Genomic DNA, 16,529 nt, shown 5'->3' with positions numbered 1-16,529 from the left:
CGCAACACGGCGGAGACCGGGAAAGATGGGCTGGACCCTGATCGTGATCGCGCTGCTGGCGCTGGGGGGCTTTGCCCTGTGGCGCTGGGCCGTGGCGGCAGGATCGGCAGGCACGCTCGACTGGATCGACGCGCGCTTTCCTCGCGATCGCGATGTCGAATTGGCGGCACGGGGCAACTACGGCCCGGCCGAAGCGCAGCGTGCCGAAATCTGGGTGCCGGAAGGCGAAGCGCCTGCGGGCGGCTTCCCGCTCGCCGTGTTCATCCATGGCGGCGGCTGGAATTCGGGCGCGCCGGAGGATTACCGCTTCGTCGCGCGCAGTCTGGGAGAGCGAGGAATCGCAACGGCTCTGGTCGGCTATCGGCTGGTGCCGGAAGGGCGCTATCCCGCCATGCTGGAGGACAGTGCCGCTGGCCTTGCCTGGGTGCGCAGCCGGGCAGACGAGATGAATGTCGATGCCGGGCGCACGATCCTGATCGGCCATTCCGCAGGCGCATATAATGTCCTGATGCTCGCACTCGATCCGCAATTCCTGCGCGCGGCAGGCGTCCCGCGCGACAGCGTTGCAGGCATCGTCAGCCTGGCGGGACCGGCCGATTTCTATCCCTTCGACACCGAATCCTCGAAGAACGCCTTCGGCCATGTCGCCGACGGACGCATCACTCAGCCGATCGCCTATGGCACACGCGAAACGCTCGCCGGTGCGCCACCGCTCCTGCTGATGCACGGAACCGCCGACGAGACCGTGCGCCCCTATAATGCGCGCAATCTGGCCGCCGCCATCGAAGCGGCTGGCGGCGCGGTCGAGCTGATCGAATTCGACGTGATGAGCCATGCCGGGATCGTGATGGGCCTCTCCAAACCCTTCGCGCAGGGCGACAAGGTGCTCGATCCGATTCTCGCCTTCGTGGCGAACCGCACGGGGCCGCAAGGGCAGGCTTCAGTTCCGGTTCAGGGCAAAACCCGCTAGCACGCTCGCCATGCGCGCTCTCTCCTTCCTGCTCGCCTTCGTCGCGCTCACGCTCGCGAGCGCGCAGCCCGTCGCCGCCCAGTCGATCCTGCGCGATGCGGAGACCGAAGCGTTCCTGCGCGACATTTCGGAACCGCTGGTGGAAGCCGCCGGGCTCGAACCCGGCAATGTTGATATCGTCCTGATCAACGATCCCAGTATCAACGCCTTCGTGGCGGGCGGGCAGGCGGTCTATATCCATTCCGGCCTGATCGATGCGGCGGACACCGCCAATGAAGTCCAAGGCGTTATCGCGCACGAATTGGGCCATATCACCGGCGGCCACATCGTGCGCTACGGCGAGGGCATGAAGGCGGCGAGCGGGATAACCCTGCTCTCCCTTCTCGCCGGGATCGGTGCCGCGCTGGCCGGGGCGGGGGAAGCCGCAATGGCGGCGATGATGATGGGGCAGCGGGCGGCGCTGGGCCAGTTCCTAGCCTTCACTCGCGTGCAGGAAAGCAGCGCCGACATGGCGGGCGCCCAATATCTGTCCGATGCCGGGATTTCCGGGCGCGGATCGCTGAGCTTCTTCGGCAAATTGCAGAACCGCGAATACCGCTATGGCTACAGCCAGTCCGACGATGCGGCGTTCACGCGCACGCACCCGCTTTCGGGCGATCGCATCGCGACTTTGCGCGGCGTGTATGAAAAAGACCCGGCCTGGGATGCGCCGCTCAATTCCGAATGGGAGAGCGAGTTCGCGCGGGTGAAGGCCAAGCTGAAAGGCTATATCGCGGAGCCGCGCTACACCTTGCGCGATTATCCGCAGACCGACCAGACCCTGCCCGCGCGCTATGCCCGCGCCTATGCCTATCATAAGTCCGCGCAGGTCGATCGCGCTCTGTCCGAAACCGAATCGCTGCTCGCTAGCGCGCCGGACGATCCGTATTTCCTCGAATTGAAGGGGCAGGTGCTGCTCGAATCGGGGCGGCCGGAAGAAGCGCTCGAACCGCTGCGCAAGGCGACCGAGCTGACGCTGGCCGATCCGCTGATCTCTTCGATGTTCGGCCATGCCCTGATCGCGACCGAGGACAAGGATCACTTCGAGGAGGCGGAGCAGGTGCTGCGGGCTTCGGTGGCGCGCGACCGGTACAATCCGTTCGCCTGGTACCAGCTCGGCATGGTCTATGCGGCTCGCGGCGACCTGCCCCGCGCGCGCCTCGCCAGCGCGGAACAGCAGGTGATGAGCCGCCAGTACGCGATGGCGCTGCGCAGCGCGCAGGCGGCGGAGGCGGGCCTGCCGAACGGATCGCCGGACTGGCTGCGCGCGCAGGATGTCGGCATGCAGGCGCGCGCGCTGCTGGAACAGCAGATGGACAAGCGCTGAGGGGCCAAGAATTTATGCGGCAATATTTCCTGACGGCGCTGATCGCGCTGGTGGCCGGTTTTGCCGGGGCGGCGCTCTGGTCCGTTACCGGGCTGGGCCATTCGCAGACGCGCAGCTATCTCGTCGCCAATCCGGACATTCTGCCGGAAATGGCCGAAGCCTTCCAGGCGCAGCAGGCCCAGGATCGGCTGGCTAGCGTGGCGGACGAAGTCACCGAACCCTTCCCCGGCGCAGTGCTCGGCAATCCCGAAGGCACGCGCACGCTGGTCAAGTTCACCGATTACGGCTGCACTTATTGCAAGGCGAGCGAGCCGGACATCGCCCGGCTGATCGCCGAGGATCCACAAGTGAAGGTGGTGGTGCGCGAATGGCCGATCTTCGAGGGCAGCGAAGAGGCCGCGCGCATGGCCCTCGCCGCAGCGATGCAGGGCAAATATCCAGCTTTCTACAAGGCCATGTTCGCGCTCGGCCCACCGACTCCCGAGACGGTAGAGCAGGCCGCGCGACAGGCGGGACTGGACCTGCAACGCGCTCGCACCGACGCTGCAAGCGATGCAGTAACCGCCGAACTCGCCCGCACGATGGGCTTCGCGCGCCAGCTGGGCTTTTCCGGCACGCCGAGCTGGGTCGCGGGCGGTCGCGTGCTCGAAGGCGCGGTGGGTTACGAGGCGCTGGCCGACGCGCTGGCGCAGGACACCGCCGCGGCGGATAACAGCTGATGCGGCTTGGCGCAGCGCTCGTTCTGGCTCTCGCGCTGGTCGGAGCGGCACCCGCTCGGGCGCAAGCCGATGAGCTGACCGAAATCGAGGCGTTGCAGGCGCGCGATATCCAGCTCTTCCGCATCGGCTGGAAGCTCGTGACGGCGAACGCCCCCTATTGCGCCGATGCCCGGCCCGCGATCGGCGCGCTGTTCCACGATGCCGCTGCCTACGGAAAGCCCGATCGGGTGCGGGCCGAACTGGATCTGGCCGGCGATATCGCGGTCCAGGCGCTGGCGCCGGAATCGCCCGCAGTCGCAGCGGGCCTTACGCGCAATGCCGGCTTGCTCCATCTGAACGGCGCTCTCCTCGCCGAGACATATCCGCCGAGCGATCCGCGCTGGGAGCGGATGGTGGACATCAACGCCTCGCTGGACGAGGCGCTGGCGCAAGGCCCGATCCGGATCGGCTGGGTCGCCAAGGGCGAGTTGCCGAGAGAAGCGACCGTGACCGGCGTGCCCGCCTGCCCCAGCCGCTTCGAAGTGCTGGACGGAGGCAAGCGCGCCGTCGCGGATGGCAGCCGCGTCATCTTCGGTCGCGGTTTCGCCGGATTCTCCTATCCCGAAGACCAGTTCGCCGCCGCAGTCGCGCACGAACTGGCGCACAATCTTCTCGGCCATCGAAAGATGTTCGACAGGGTTGGACGCAGCCAGGGCCTCGTCCGCCTGACCGAGCGCGATGCCGACCGGATGATGCCGTGGCTGCTCTACAATGCCGGTTACGATCCGCGCGCCGCCGCTCGCTTCATGGCGCGCTGGGGCCCCAAATATGGCGGCGGCCTGCTGCGCGATCGCAGCCATGACGGTTGGGACGAACGCGTCGAATTCATCGAAGCGGAAATCGCGACGCTGGAAGCCGCGCTGGCCGAGGATGGCGAGGCGGACTGGTCGCGGCGGTTCGTGCGGATGGCGATACCGGACTAGGGGGAATTCGGCTGTCGCCTTATGCGTCCGGCTGGCCGCCACTGTGTTTCGGATCGGTTCCGGCACGGCAAGAAGCGCCCTTTCGACCGCTTCCGCCGCATCTCTCGCTCGCTCCGGCTGGAAAGGCGCAGGCTTGCGGCTGGTCAGCCTTGCGGCAAATGGTCTAAAGCGAGGGCATAATGGCCGTCCTGCCCATCCAGCCGACCCCGTTCTTCGCGGACAAGAACCGCGCGTTCTGGACGCTCCAGAGCGCGGGCTGGGGCGGCGCCTTCCTGCTTCGCGCGATCACGGGCCTGGTGGGGGGGCAGGACTGGAGCTTCCTGGTCAATGTCGCGATCGAGGCGGTAACGGGCTTTTCGATCAGCCTCGTCCTCTCGGTCATCTACCAGCGGCTGATCTCGGTCCGTCCGCTCGTCACCTGGGCATCGACCGTGCTGGTCCTCTTCGTGGGCGTGGGAATCTTCACTTTCATCATCGCATGGGTCACCAGCCTTACCCGCGCCAGTTTCGATGGCGATTTCGTCGCGCTCTATATCGGCTTTCTGATCTGGCCGCTGACGCTTCTGGGCGCATGGTCGGCGCTGTATTTCGCGATCAATTACTTCCTCCAGGTCGAGGAACAGGCCGATCGGCTGGAGCGGCTGGAAATGCAGGCCACCAGCGCGCAGCTCGCCATGCTGCGCTATCAGTTGAACCCGCATTTCCTGTTCAACACGCTGAATTCGATCAGCACGCTGGTGCTGCTGAAACAGACCGCGCCCGCCAATGCGATGCTGACGCGCCTGTCCAGCTTCCTGCGTCATACGCTCGTGAGCGAACCGGGCGGCAAGGTGACGGTAGAGCAGGAGGTGGAGATGCTGAAACTCTATCTCGATATCGAACGGATGCGGTTCGAGGATCGGTTGCAGACCGATTTTCGCATCGAACCTGGCGCGAGCGAAGCCTGCATCCCGTCGATGCTGCTGCAACCGCTGGTCGAAAACGCAATCAAATACGGTGTATCGCCGCAGGAAGAAGGCGCGACGATATCGCTGGTCGCCCAGATCGCGGGCAGCCGCCTGCGCGTAACGGTCACCGACACCGGACCGGGCATCCACCACACCGTGCGCCCGGAAACCGGTAGTCCCGGCGGCATTCCCGATGGAATGCTCGAACGCTCGCGCCGCACCACGTCGACCGGAGTGGGCCTTGCCAATATCCGCGACCGGCTGGCCCAGGCCTATGGCGATGACCATCGCTTCGAAATCCGCTCTCCCGACAGCGGCGGTTTCACCGTCAATATCGAAATTCCCTACGAAGCCGCCGAAGACAGCGCGGCCCTGCCCACGAAATCCTCTTCCAAACCGCAGGCGCGGCAACCGATACCCCCCTCATCGGTTACTGCCCTGCCCCCTGAGAAAGCCTCCCCAGCATGACCATCCGCACGCTCATCGTCGACGACGAGAAACTCGCCATTCAAGGCCTCCAGGTTCGCCTGGAACCGTTCGAGGACGTCGAAGTGATCGACACCTGCCAGAACGGGCGCGAAGCGATCCGCGCGATCAAGACGCAGAAGCCCGATCTCGTCTTCCTCGACATCCAGATGCCCGGTTTCGACGGATTTTCGGTGGTGCAGGGGGTGATGGAAATCGATCCGCCGCTGTTCGTGTTCGTCACCGCTTTTCAGGAACACGCCATTCGCGCGTTCGAGGCCAATGCGGTCAATTACCTGATGAAGCCGGTGGACGAGGACAAACTGGCCGACACGATCGAGCGCGTGCGCGTGCGCCTGTCAGAAAAGAAATCCTCCGAAGAGGCCGAAAAGCTGATGAACGTGCTATCGGAGGTCGCGCCAGAAGCGGCCGAGGAATTCACCGGCGAGGACGCGGATGCCGCCGGGCGGTACGAGAAGCTCATCAACGTCAAGGATCGCGGCCAGATCTTCCGCGTCGAAGTCGGCACGATCGAGCATATCGAGGCCGCGGGCGATTACATGTGCATCTATACCGGCGACAATTCGCTGATCCTGCGCGAGACGATGAAGGATCTCGAACGCCGCCTCGATCCGCGCAAGTTCCAGCGCGTCCACCGTTCGACCATCGTCAATCTGGACCAGGTCCGGCAGGTGAAGCCGCACACCAATGGCGAATGTTTCCTCGTCCTCGAATCGGGCGCCGAAGTGAAGGTCAGCCGCAGCTATCGCGATGTCGTCGCGCGCTTCGTCCATTGATAACCGCACGATCTGGGGGGCAGACCGCATGAGCGATGATGTGACGCGGCGCAGTCATGCGCATCGTCCACGCATAGAGCGCGGTGGATTCATTCTGTTCCTCGCGCTCGTGACCGTCGGTCTGATCTGGGTATCCTGGCCCTTCGCTTCAGCGATCCTGTGGGCCGCCCTGGCCGCGATCATCTTCCAGCCGCTCTTCCTGACGTTGCAGAGCAATCTGGGAGGCAGCAATCGCGCGGCCATCCTGACACTTCTCATCGTCACTATCGTAGTGATCGTGCCCGCGATCTGGATCGGCAATATCGTCGTCGATCAGGCGACGCGGCTCTATCTGGCGATACAGAGCCAGCAGATCGATCCCGCCGCCGCCTTCGACCGGGTCCACGATGCGCTCCCCTTCAGCTGGCAGCGCATGATCGACGGCGCTGGTTACGGCGATTTCCGCGTGTTGCAGCAGCGCGTATCGGAATTCACCGAGGAAGCGCTGGTGATTGCCGGTCGTTCTGCACTGTCCATCGGGGGCAGCGCGTTCTCGTTCGTGCTGTCGCTCGGCGTCGGGCTCTACGTCCTCTATTTCCTCTTGCGCGACGGGCAGCGGATCGGCCCCGCGATCCGCGATGCGCTCCCCCTCGAACCCAAGACGGCGCACGCGCTGGCGGAGCGGTTCGCAGTCGTCGTGCGCGCCACGATCAAGGGTTCGGTCGTCGTGGGCCTGGTGCAGGGCGCGCTCGGCGCGATCACCTTCGCGATCGTCGGCATGCCCGCCGCTGCGCTGTTCGGCGTGCTGATGGCGATCTTCTCGCTGTTGCCCGCGCTCGGCCCGGCCATCGTGTGGATTCCGGTTGCCATTTACCTCGCCGCGATCGGCGAATACTGGCAGACGGCGGTCGTCATCGGATCGGGCGTCGGCGTGATCGGAATGGCGGACAATATCCTTCGTCCGATTCTGGTGGGCCGCGACACGGGCATTCCCGATTGGGTCGTGTTGCTGACCACGCTGGGCGGCATCGCCACGCTGGGCCTCAGCGGGATCGTCGTCGGTCCGCTGCTGGCAGGCCTGTTCCTGACCGGCTGGGCGATCATGAGCGAACAGCGCGGCGTGGTGAAACATCCCGATCCGGTCCCCGAAGGAGAAACCGAATGAGCCTTCCCGACTGGAGCCTGCCCGGTTTCGACCTCGACCGTTTCGTGCGCGAGACGCTGGCGGAGGATCTGGGCGAAGGCCTCCCCGATGGCGGACGCGATGTTACCAGTGAAAGCGTCATTCCCGCCGAGGCGCGCTTTTCGGGCGTGATGGACAGTCGCGATCCGATCCGCGTGGCGGGCTTGCCGGTGGCCGCCGCGTTCTTCCGTGCGCTCGACCCCGATATGGAGATCGCGATCCTTGTCGAAGAAGGCGCGGCGGTCGCGCCCGGCACCGATCTGATGCGCCTCACCGGCAATGCCCGCGCCATGCTGACGGCGGAGCGCAGCGCTCTCAACACCGTCCAGCACCTTTCCGGCATCGCCACGATGGTGGCCGAATACGTCGCGGCGATGGACAATCCCGACTGCACTCTGCTCGACACGCGCAAGACCATTCCCGGCCTGCGCCATCTCGAAAAATACGCGGTACGAATGGGCGGCGGGTCGAATCACCGCATGGGGTTGTGGGATGCCGCCATGATCAAGGACAACCACGTCCTTGTCGCAGGCAGCGTCGGCGAGGCGGTGCGCCGCGCGGTCGATGCGGGCGTTGCGGAGATCATCTGCGAGGTCGACCGGATCGACCAGATCGAACCCGCGCTGGAGGCGGGTGCGACCCGGCTGCTGCTCGACAATATGGAGCCGCCCACTCTGCGCGAAGCGGTCTCGCTCGTGGCGGGCCGCGTTCCCACCGAAGCGAGCGGGGGCATCGCGCTCGACACGATCCGCGCCAAAGCGGCGACGGGCGTCGACTACGTCTCGGTCGGCCGCCTCACCCAGAGTGCACCCGCCGCCGATATCGGTCTCGACTTTACGCCCCTGTAAATTCGCGCCATCACTGCGGTCCGAAGGGGAGGGCAAAACGCATGAAACCGGCAGCAATCAAAAAATTCGACTGGCTTTATCTCGGCTCGGTGGCCGTTGGCCTGCTGGGCTTTGCGTTGAATTACGGAGCGATCGCCGACCAGGCCAATGCGGAGCTTGCCGCGGGCGGACTGGAAGGCGCTGCGAACGGATTGCTGATCGGTAGTATGCTGGTCGGCGTGGCGATCAATGTCGCGTTGTGGTTTCTGGTGTCCGTTTTGCGGATCGGCTTCGTCAAATGGATCATCGTGCTGTTCGTCGCATGGGGCCTGCTGTCGCTGGGGACGGCGCTGGCCAGTGGGGAGATCGCCTCGCTGAATCTGATCTTCGGAATAATCAGCTCCTTGATGGTAATCGCCTCGCTCTATTTCCTGTTTCAGCCCGAGGCGACCGCGTGGCTGGCTGCGAAGCGCGACGATGACGGATCTCGCACGGAGTAGGTCCGGCTCGCGATTCTTGCGCGCTGTCTGCCTCGCCGGTTCGCTGCTGCTTGCCGCACCGCTATCGGCTCAGGCCTATCAGTGTTCGCTACCCCGCACGGCCAGCGTTCCGGCGATCAAGCGCGACGGGCCGGTACGCAGCGTGCCCGTCACCGGCTATACGCTGGCGCTGAGCTGGTCGCCCGAATTCTGCCGCATGCGCGAGAACGATCGCAGGCAGGCGCGGCAATGTTCGGGCCGCGCAGGACGATTCGGCTTCGTCCTTCACGGCCTGTGGCCCGACGGTGCGCGCAGCTGGCCGCAATGGTGCGCCACACGCGCACGCCCTTCGGCGCAGACCGTCGCCCGCCAGCTCTGCCGCAGTCCGTCCGCGCGCCTCGTCGCCCGGCAATGGGCCAAGCACGGCGCCTGCATGACGCGCCAGCCGCAAACCTATTACCACGTCAGCAACATCCTGTTCGATTCGCTGCGCTGGCCCGATTTCGACCGCCTCTCGCGCAAACCCGATCTCAGCGCGGGCGATGTGCGCGACTGGTTCGTCGCCGCCAATCGCGGTTGGCGTACCGATGCGGTGGGCATCAAGCTGAACGAACGCGGATGGCTGGAAGAATTGCGGCTCTGCTACGACCGGCGCTTCTTGCCGACGCCCTGCGATCGCCAGCGGCTCGGCCCGGCGGACGATTCGGAGGTCAAAATTTGGCGCGGGCTCTAGCCGTCGGCGCTGCTCAGCGCCGCGCGCGAAAGAATTCCCGCAACATCGCGCCTGCCTCGCTCTCGCCGATCCCCGCATAGACTTCGGGCCGATGGAGGCATTGCGGCTGGTCGAACACGCGCGCGCCATGTTCGACCGCGCCGCCCTTGGGATCGCTGGCTGCGTAGTAGAGCTTCGCGATCCGGGCATGGGCTATCGCGCCCGCGCACATCGCGCACGGTTCCAGCGTGACCCACAGATCGCAATCGGTGAGCCGCTCGTTGCCGAGCTTCTGCGCCGCCGCGCGGATGGCGACGATCTCCGCATGGGCGGTCGGATCGTGATCGCGGCGCGGCGCATTGCGACCTTCGCCGATCACCTGCCCGCGATGGATCACCACCGCGCCGACCGGGACTTCACCCGCCCGTGCCGCCTCGCGCGCGAGCGCCAGGGCCCTTGCCATCGGTTCGGGGGTCGGCCATTCGCTCATCGTGACCGGTGCCTAGCTCGTCGGCCCGCGCCCGGCAAACGCTTGACGATTCGCCATGCGCTGGCTATGCGCGCGGCTTTCCGGGGATACCGGTGTTATTTGATCGCCTGCGGGCCAGTTTCCGCACGCATCCATTCGAACGAGAGATTTGATCATGTCGCGCATCTGCGAACTGACGGGCAAGGGCCGCCAGGTCGGCCACAATGTGAGCCACGCCAACAACAAGACCAAGAAGGTCTTCCTGCCGAATCTGCAGAACGTCACGCTGATGAGCGAGAAGCTGGATCGCAGCTTCAAGTTCCGCGTTTCGACGCACGGCCTGCGCTCGGTCGAGCACAATGGCGGGCTCGACAACTGGCTGATGAAGACCAGCGACACCAAGCTGTCGGATCGCGCGCTCAAGGTGAAGCGCGAGCTCAAGAAGGCGACCGCCGCGGCCGCCTGAGGCGCCGCTCGCTTTTCTGACTTAGCGACTGCGTAAAGGGCGCTCGGAGCTTCCGGGCGCCCTTTACGCGTGTCTGCGCCGGGCCGGAATAGACAATGCGCACCAGCAGCGAACGCTGAAATGCGGAGAAATTGTCGTCCGAAATCAGCCAGAGGATGGACTCTCCCCCGGCCTTGCCATCAGCCGGTCCGGTCGCTGCAATCCCTTCGAAATTGTCGTTCGGCATACCACGCGGCAGAGACAGCATCTCTTCGGGCCGCCAGACGGTGCCCGGTTCGAGACCTGCCGGATCGAGCCGCACGATAGCGTTGACGAAACGCGGGGGCAGGCCCCATTCGATCCGGCGGAGCAGAACCATTACCTCGCCCGAGGGCACTTGCGTCATATCGACGGGACGAAACCCTTCGGGCGCAGCGAAGCGGAACTCCTCGCCCTTCGCGCCTGCGGTGGGATCGTCGGGGAAAACGACACCACGATTAAACGTCTCGCCCGCGCGCACGACCTCGGCGATCGCGACGAAGCGCCCGTCCGCCAGCCGCGCAAAGGATTCGGGGCCGGAGTTCGAGCGCCAATCGGCCATGGCTGCGGGTTCGACACGGCTGATCGGCGCCAGATCGGGCGTGAGCGCCTCGATCGCATTGCTGCCCTCATAGGCTGCCCAGATCCGCCCGCTTGCCGGATCGTGGGCCATGGCCTCCGCATCCGCGTCGCGCTTGTCCCTTTCGGCACTGCCGGTAATAGCGAGGAAGCGTGCCTCCATCGCCCGCGTCCCCGGACGCTCGATCGCCAGCAACCCGCCCGCATCGCTGGCCGCCAACAACGAGCCGTCGCTGCGCGCGATCAGCGCCGAATACCCGCCGAGGCCGCGACTCATGCTCGACAGCGCCCACGCCCCGGTCAGCAGCAGAGGCCCCTGCCGCCGTGCGTCCGGTGCGATATCCGCTGGCGTGAACACGATGGCCGCGCCCGGATCGATCGGGCGCACGTCGCTGCGCCACACCGTTCCCGGTGCCAGACCGAGCGCCACGGCCACGGCGAGGAAGGCGCGCAGGGGGCGCAACCGGCTTCCCTAGCGGTCGACGAAGAGCAGCGGATCGAGCCGTGCGCCGTGCCAGGTGAGCCCCCAATGGAGATGCGGCCCGGTGGCGCGCCCGGACGCGCCGACATCGCCGATATGCTGGCCTTGAGTGACCCGCTCGCCCTCACGCACCAGAATGCGCGAACAGTGCAGGAAGGCGCTGTTGAGCCCCTGCCCGTGGTCGATGATGAGCAATTGCCCTTCGAGCGAGTAATCCTCGACCGCCAGCACCACCACGCCATCCGCCGGCGCGACGAAGGGCGTGCCGGTCGGCTGCGCGATGTCGAGGCCGGAGTGGTAGCTGCCCGGCTCGCCCCGATAGATGCGCTGCGATCCGAAGCGGCCGGAAATCCGCCCCCTCACCGGCCAGACGAAATCCTGTCGCCAGCCTTCAGCCCCCGTGCGCTTCTGGCGCGAGAGATAGATGGCTTCCAATTCTGGATTGCGCCGCGCCATGAAGGCTTGCGAAGCGCCGCCGGGCGTGCGCGCGACATTCACGCGCTCGATATTCCAGTCGCGCGGCGAGACTGTGACCGGGCTGGCGATCACGCGCCCGTCGGCCAGAGTGGCAGTGAGCTTCGCCTGCGTCCCCGCATCGCGATCGAATGCAGCGAAGAAGCGCCCCTCCTCGTCGAGGATCAGCTCCTGATCGTCGAGCTTGGCCGACACCGTATTGCCCGGCGCCGTGCCGCGAATCCAGCCGCCTTGCGTCAGTTCGCCGTCGAAGGTGAAGACCGGAGCGCGGGTGGGCTTCGGCGCAGGCGTTGGAGATGGAGGCGGGGAAGGTTTAGGAGACGGCGTGGGCGTGACCCGCACCGGCTGGACCGTCTCGGTAACGGGCGGAGCACTTTCGTTCGCCACGCACCCGGCCAGCGCAATCGCAGTAACCGCAGCCGCAAGCGCCCCGCGCCCACGCAGAGCGATGGTCACGATCCGCACCGCCTCGTCATTCGCCCGCCATCCGCTTGGTCGCCATTTCGGCGCTGGCATAGGCTTCCTGATGGTGGACGCTCCAATAGCGCAGCTCTTCCAGCGGGATCGCCTGTCCGCTGACCGCGCAGAATACGTGGGTGCCCGCGCGCAGGACGCGAAAGCCGTTGGGGCCGTAATGCAGCCGGGCTTCGCCGCCGCCGCTTCGATCTCGGGATGACATCAACATGGACCGCTCCCTAGCAAGCCGCGCTCATCCGAACAAATCCTCCTGACCGGGCGGAGCGGCGGTTCGGCGCTTGGGACGCCTGGCGGGCGCCGCGGATGGGGCGGATGGGGCGGAGGCGGGCGATCCTGCGGGAACGGTCGCCAGATCGCCGTCGCGGAATTTCAACGTCAGCACGGCTTCCTTCGCCGCATCCGCCCGGTCCGTCAGCGTTCTGTCATCCGCGCCCGTCACCCGGACATAGCCGCGCGCCAGCACGGCATCGGGATCGAGCGAGCGCATCACGCGCACCGTGCCCGCCAGTCTCTCGCGCGAATCGCTTATCCGGCGCTCGACCAGCGCGGGCGCCAACCGCAGCGCGGCAAGATCGCGTTCGGCATCGCGCAGGTTTCGCTGCAACACCGACGGAGTCAGCCGCAATTCGCCTAGCCGCTGTCGCCCCGCCGCCGCGCGGTCGAGCAGGCCGCGCCGCAAACGCTCGCCTGCCTCGTCCAGCCTTTGCGCCTTGGGCTGCAGCAGCGCTTCCAGCTTCGGCATGCGCTGTACGCGCGCCTCGAGCCGTTCACGCCCCAGCGAGACCGGCCGGGCCGCGCATTGCCGCTGGCGATGGCCCAAATCGGCGAGCATGGCGGCAAGGTCCGCCTTTACCGGCACGGCCCGTTCCGCAGCCGCGGTCGGCGTCGGCGCGCGGACATCGGCGGCGAAATCGGCGAGCGTGGTATCGGTTTCGTGCCCGACCGCGCTGATCGTGGGGATCGTCGATTCGGCGATGGCGCGGACCACGATCTCCTCGTTGAAGCTCCACAGATCCTCGATCGAGCCTCCCCCGCGCGCCACGATGACGAGATCGGGCCGGTTCGGATCGCCTGCATCCATGCCGGAAAAGCCCTGCACCGCCTTTGCAACTTGTTCGGCAGCGCCCTGCCCCTGCACCAGCACCGGCCAGACGATCACGCGGCTGGGAAACCGGTCCGCCAGCCGGTGCAGAATGTCGCGAATCACCGCGCCGGTCGGCGATGTCACCACGCCGATCGTGCGCGGGAGGAAGGGAAGCGGGCGCTTGCGTCGCTCGTCGAACAGACCCTCCGCCGCCAATCGCGCGCGCGTTTTTTCGAGCAGCGCCAGCAGCGCACCCTCGCCCGCCAGTTCCATCCGCTCGATCACGATCTGGTATTTCGAGCGTCCGGGATAGGTCGTCAGCTTGCCCGTCGCGACGACTTCCAGCCCGTCTTCCGGCTTAAAGGGCAGGCGCTGCGTATTGCCCCGCCACATAACACCGTCGATCACCGCCTTCTCGTCCTTGAGCGCGCAATAGAGATGGCCGGAAGCCGCCCGCTTCACGCCCGACAATTCACCGCGCAGCCGCACGAAGCCGAAGCGATCCTCCACGGTCCGCTTCAACAGATTCGATATCTCGCTGATCGAATAGGCCTGGGCGTTGTCGCCGTCCGCCTGCCGCGCTACCAGCCCGCCGTCAGTTTTATCGTCTGAGAGGTAATCGGCCATGAATATCCTGTTGCTTGGCTCGGGCGGGCGCGAACATGCGCTGGCATGGAAGCTGGCGCAATCCCGGCTGCTGGCTGGCGAAGGCGACACGCTGTTCGCCGCGCCGGGCAATCCGGGGATAGCGGATCATGCGCAGCTCGTCGCCCTCGACATAGGCGACCAGGAAGCGGTGAAGACCTTCTGCGCCGAGAATGGGATCGGCCTCGTGGTCGTCGGCCCGGAAGTTCCGCTGGTCGAAGGGCTTGCCGATACCTTGCGCGATGCCGGCGTTCCGGTGTTCGGCCCGTCGAAAGCCGCCGCGCAGCTCGAAGGGAGCAAGGGTTTCACCAAGGATCTGTGCGAGCGGGCCGATATTCCCACCGCGCGCTATATCCGCGCGACCTCGCTGGAGGCGGCGTGGGGGGCGCTCAAACGCTTCGATCCGCCCTTCGTTCTGAAGGCCGACGGGCTGGCCGCAGGCAAGGGCGTGGTGATCGCCGAAACGCGCGAGGATGCGCAGCACGCGCTGTCGGACATGTTCGAAGGCAAGTTTGGTGCGGCCGGCGCGGAAGTGGTGATCGAACAGTTCCTGACGGGCGAGGAGGCGAGCTTCTTCGCGCTGACCGATGGCACCCACATCGTCCCCTTCGGCACCGCGCAGGATCACAAGCGCGCGGGCGAAGGCGATCTGGGGCCCAATACCGGCGGGATGGGCGCATATTCGCCCGCCCCGGTGCTGAGCGCCGATCTGCAGGAGCAGGCCATGCGCACCATCATCGAGCCGACCGTGACAGCGATGCGCGAGGCGGGCACGCCGTTTTCGGGCGTGCTCTATGCCGGGCTGATGCTGACGAGCGAAGGCCCGCAGCTGATCGAATACAATGTCCGCTTCGGCGATCCCGAATGCCAGGTGCTGATGATGCGGCTGGACAGCGATCTCGGCGAGATCATGCTCGCTTGCGCCGAAAGGCGGCTGGGGGAGATCGAACCGCCGCGCTTCAGCGACGATTTCGCGCTGACGGTGGTGATGGCGGCCGAAGGCTATCCCGGCACACCCAAAAAGGGCGGCACGATCGATCTTGGCGAATCGGAAGCGCATGAGGCCAAGGTGTTCCACGCAGGCACTGCCCGCGACGGCGAAACCCTGACCGCCAATGGCGGCCGCGTCCTCAACGTGACCGCCCTCGGAGGGACCGCCAGCGAGGCTCAGGCCGCGGCCTATCGCGCGGTCGACGCGGTGGATTTCCCCGAAGGTTTCTGCCGCCGCGATATCGGCCAGCGCGAGGTGCGGCGCGAACGCGGCTGACCGGGCGCCGCAGCGTCAGGCCGCCAACCGTTCCGCCAGTTCGACACGGTTGCGCCCTTTTTCCTTGGCGCGATACAGCGCTTCGTCGGCGCGCTGCATGATCGCGGACAGATCCTCGCCCGCCGCATGTTCGGCGCAGCCCATGCTCGCGCTCAGATCCTCTTCGACCGAAAGGCTTTCGCGGCAGGCTTGGGCGAAGCTCCCGCGCAGCCGCTCTGCGATGTCGGCCGCATCTTCCAGCGTCGCCAGCGGCAGGTGCAGCGCGAATTCTTCTCCGCCGATCCGCCCGCACACGCTGCGGCGCTCGGTCGCCTTTTCCAGCACGTCTGCAAAGACGCAGATCGCCCCATCGCCCATATCGTGGCCGTAGCGGTCGTTGATGCGCTTGAAATGGTCGAGATCGGCGAGGATCAGCACGCCCGGTTCGCGCCGGATCGAATCGAGCGCGAGATATTCGAACGTCCCGCGATTGTAGAGCCCGGTGAGGTAATCGCGTTCCGCCCGGAAGCGGATATCCGCCAGCGCCCAGGCCGCCACGCGCACGATTATCAGCACGATGGCCAGCAGTTCGAGCGCGCCCAATACGACGAGATAGGTGCGATCAACATCCGAAGTGCGCAGCTCGGCAAAACCCATGTCGAGCCCGAGAATCGACGGGACCACGACAAGTCGGCTCGCTTCCACCGCCACCACGCCCATCAGAACGGCGAGGAGGGCCCAATCCAGCCAACGTTTGCGGCTCACCTTCCATACGCGATAGGCAAGCTCGCATTCGATCATCGCGAAACCGCTCACCATCGCGGCGTAAGCGAGCACATACGGGACTTCGAGAACGGTCCCGGCAAAAGCGGCGATCAGCAGGCCGAAAGCCGCGCTGCGCCAGCGCCAATAGCCGTAGGGCTGGCGATAGACCTGGCGCAGCGCCTGGGCGAAGCCGATCAGCGCCAGCGGGACCAGCAGCGTGGCGCTCGCCATGTCGAACAGGGGCCCGCGCGACAGGCCGATCGTCCAGACCTGGAGCGTCCCGATCGCGATCGACCCGAACAGCCAGGCAAGCGCGCGCTTGCGCCGCATCCCGGCGAGCAGGGCCGCCACGCACATGACAGCCGTCCCGAACAGCACCACGTAGAGGGTGTTTATCGTGACGGTGAAGTCGGTCATGG

The 16,529-nt window shown here is 66.1% G+C and carries 18 protein-coding genes; 12 read left to right on the top strand and 6 right to left on the bottom strand.

The features are described 5' to 3' along the window. Nucleotides 1-25: 25 nt before the first annotated feature. The 10 genes from A3736_RS11270 to A3736_RS11225 all read left to right on the top strand — a co-directional run bounded on the left by A3736_RS11270 (nt 26) and on the right by A3736_RS11225 (nt 9,427). A complete protein-coding gene (locus A3736_RS11270) occupies nt 26-970 on the top strand; it encodes an alpha/beta hydrolase (RefSeq protein ID WP_197465586.1) in 945 nt (314 codons plus the stop codon). A gap of 10 nt (nt 971-980) precedes the next feature. Beyond that, complete coding sequence (locus A3736_RS11265; protein ID WP_067683010.1) at nt 981-2,336, top strand: M48 family metalloprotease; 1,356 nt, start codon at nt 981-983, stop codon at nt 2,334-2,336. Between the two features lie 14 nt (nt 2,337-2,350). Next, entirely contained in the window at nt 2,351-3,055 is a 705-nt protein-coding gene (locus A3736_RS11260; protein WP_067683008.1) for a DsbA family protein, read from the top strand. Next, a complete protein-coding gene (locus A3736_RS11255; protein WP_067683006.1) occupies nt 3,055-4,017 on the top strand; it encodes a hypothetical protein in 963 nt (320 codons plus the stop codon). Before A3736_RS11260 ends, A3736_RS11255 begins: the two co-directional genes overlap by 1 nt. Nucleotides 4,018-4,196: 179 nt before the next feature. Further along, the gene (locus tag A3736_RS11250) at nt 4,197-5,432 is read left to right on the top strand and encodes a sensor histidine kinase (RefSeq protein WP_067683004.1); all 1,236 of its coding nucleotides are present in this window, start codon (nt 4,197-4,199) and stop codon (nt 5,430-5,432) included. Further along, on the top strand, nt 5,429-6,226 hold the full coding sequence (locus A3736_RS11245) for a LytTR family DNA-binding domain-containing protein (RefSeq protein WP_067683002.1): 798 nt from the start codon (nt 5,429-5,431) through the stop codon (nt 6,224-6,226). Before A3736_RS11250 ends, A3736_RS11245 begins: the two co-directional genes overlap by 4 nt. A 28-nt stretch (nt 6,227-6,254) precedes the next feature. Beyond that, a complete protein-coding gene (locus A3736_RS11240) occupies nt 6,255-7,370 on the top strand; it encodes an AI-2E family transporter (protein ID WP_067683000.1) in 1,116 nt (371 codons plus the stop codon). Continuing rightward, complete coding sequence (gene nadC / locus A3736_RS11235; RefSeq protein WP_067682998.1) at nt 7,367-8,236, top strand: carboxylating nicotinate-nucleotide diphosphorylase; 870 nt, start codon at nt 7,367-7,369, stop codon at nt 8,234-8,236. Before A3736_RS11240 ends, nadC begins: the two co-directional genes overlap by 4 nt. Before the next feature lie 41 nt (nt 8,237-8,277). Continuing rightward, complete coding sequence (locus A3736_RS11230) at nt 8,278-8,715, top strand: hypothetical protein (protein WP_067682996.1); 438 nt, start codon at nt 8,278-8,280, stop codon at nt 8,713-8,715. A 16-nt stretch (nt 8,716-8,731) separates the two neighbouring features. Continuing rightward, nucleotides 8,732-9,427 (top strand): ribonuclease T, encoded by a 696-nt coding sequence (locus A3736_RS11225; protein ID WP_067682994.1) that lies wholly within the window; start codon nt 8,732-8,734, stop codon nt 9,425-9,427. 13 nt (nt 9,428-9,440) lie between these two features. Here A3736_RS11225 and tadA read toward each other — a convergent pair whose 3' ends face one another. Then, the gene (gene tadA, locus A3736_RS11220) at nt 9,441-9,896 is read right to left on the bottom strand and encodes a tRNA adenosine(34) deaminase TadA (protein ID WP_067682992.1); all 456 of its coding nucleotides are present in this window, start codon (nt 9,894-9,896) and stop codon (nt 9,441-9,443) included. A gap of 154 nt (nt 9,897-10,050) precedes the next feature. Here tadA and rpmB point away from each other — a divergent pair, with 154 nt between their 5' ends. After that, nucleotides 10,051-10,341 (top strand): 50S ribosomal protein L28, encoded by a 291-nt coding sequence (gene rpmB / locus A3736_RS11215; protein WP_067682990.1) that lies wholly within the window; start codon nt 10,051-10,053, stop codon nt 10,339-10,341. Here the strand turns inward: rpmB and A3736_RS11210 are convergent. From A3736_RS11210 to xseA, 4 genes are read right to left on the bottom strand one after another with little or no spacing between them, the layout of a single operon-like run. Beyond that, nucleotides 10,313-11,401, bottom strand: coding sequence for an esterase-like activity of phytase family protein (locus tag A3736_RS11210; RefSeq protein ID WP_067682988.1), 1,089 nt, complete (start codon nt 11,399-11,401; stop codon nt 10,313-10,315). The two genes, rpmB and A3736_RS11210, sit on opposite strands and share 29 nt — an antisense overlap. A gap of 9 nt (nt 11,402-11,410) precedes the next feature. Continuing rightward, a complete protein-coding gene (locus tag A3736_RS11205) occupies nt 11,411-12,349 on the bottom strand; it encodes a M23 family metallopeptidase (protein ID WP_233999359.1) in 939 nt (312 codons plus the stop codon). 16 nt (nt 12,350-12,365) lie between these two features. Then, nucleotides 12,366-12,578 carry a DUF2093 domain-containing protein gene (locus tag A3736_RS11200; RefSeq protein ID WP_067682986.1) on the bottom strand — a complete coding sequence of 71 codons (213 nt, stop codon included), beginning with the start codon at nt 12,576-12,578 and terminating at the stop codon, nt 12,366-12,368. A gap of 24 nt (nt 12,579-12,602) precedes the next feature. Then, nucleotides 12,603-14,081: an exodeoxyribonuclease VII large subunit gene (gene xseA, locus A3736_RS11195; protein WP_067682984.1), complete on the bottom strand. Its 1,479-nt coding sequence runs from the start codon at nt 14,079-14,081 to the stop codon at nt 12,603-12,605. Between xseA and purD the strand changes: the two genes are divergently transcribed. Continuing rightward, complete coding sequence (purD, locus tag A3736_RS11190) at nt 14,080-15,366, top strand: phosphoribosylamine--glycine ligase (protein ID WP_067682982.1); 1,287 nt, start codon at nt 14,080-14,082, stop codon at nt 15,364-15,366. The two genes, xseA and purD, sit on opposite strands and share 2 nt — an antisense overlap. A gap of 15 nt (nt 15,367-15,381) precedes the next feature. On the opposite strand, the gene A3736_RS11185 is transcribed toward purD, so the two are convergent. Next, nucleotides 15,382-16,527 carry a GGDEF domain-containing protein gene (locus A3736_RS11185; RefSeq protein ID WP_067682980.1) on the bottom strand — a complete coding sequence of 382 codons (1,146 nt, stop codon included), beginning with the start codon at nt 16,525-16,527 and terminating at the stop codon, nt 15,382-15,384. Between the last annotated feature and the right edge of the window lie 2 nt (nt 16,528-16,529).

Source organism: Erythrobacter sp. HI0063, from assembly GCF_001635685.1.
Classification (GTDB): Bacteria; Pseudomonadota; Alphaproteobacteria; order Sphingomonadales; family Sphingomonadaceae; genus Qipengyuania.
This window is presented reverse-complemented; position numbering and strand designations above follow the sequence as displayed.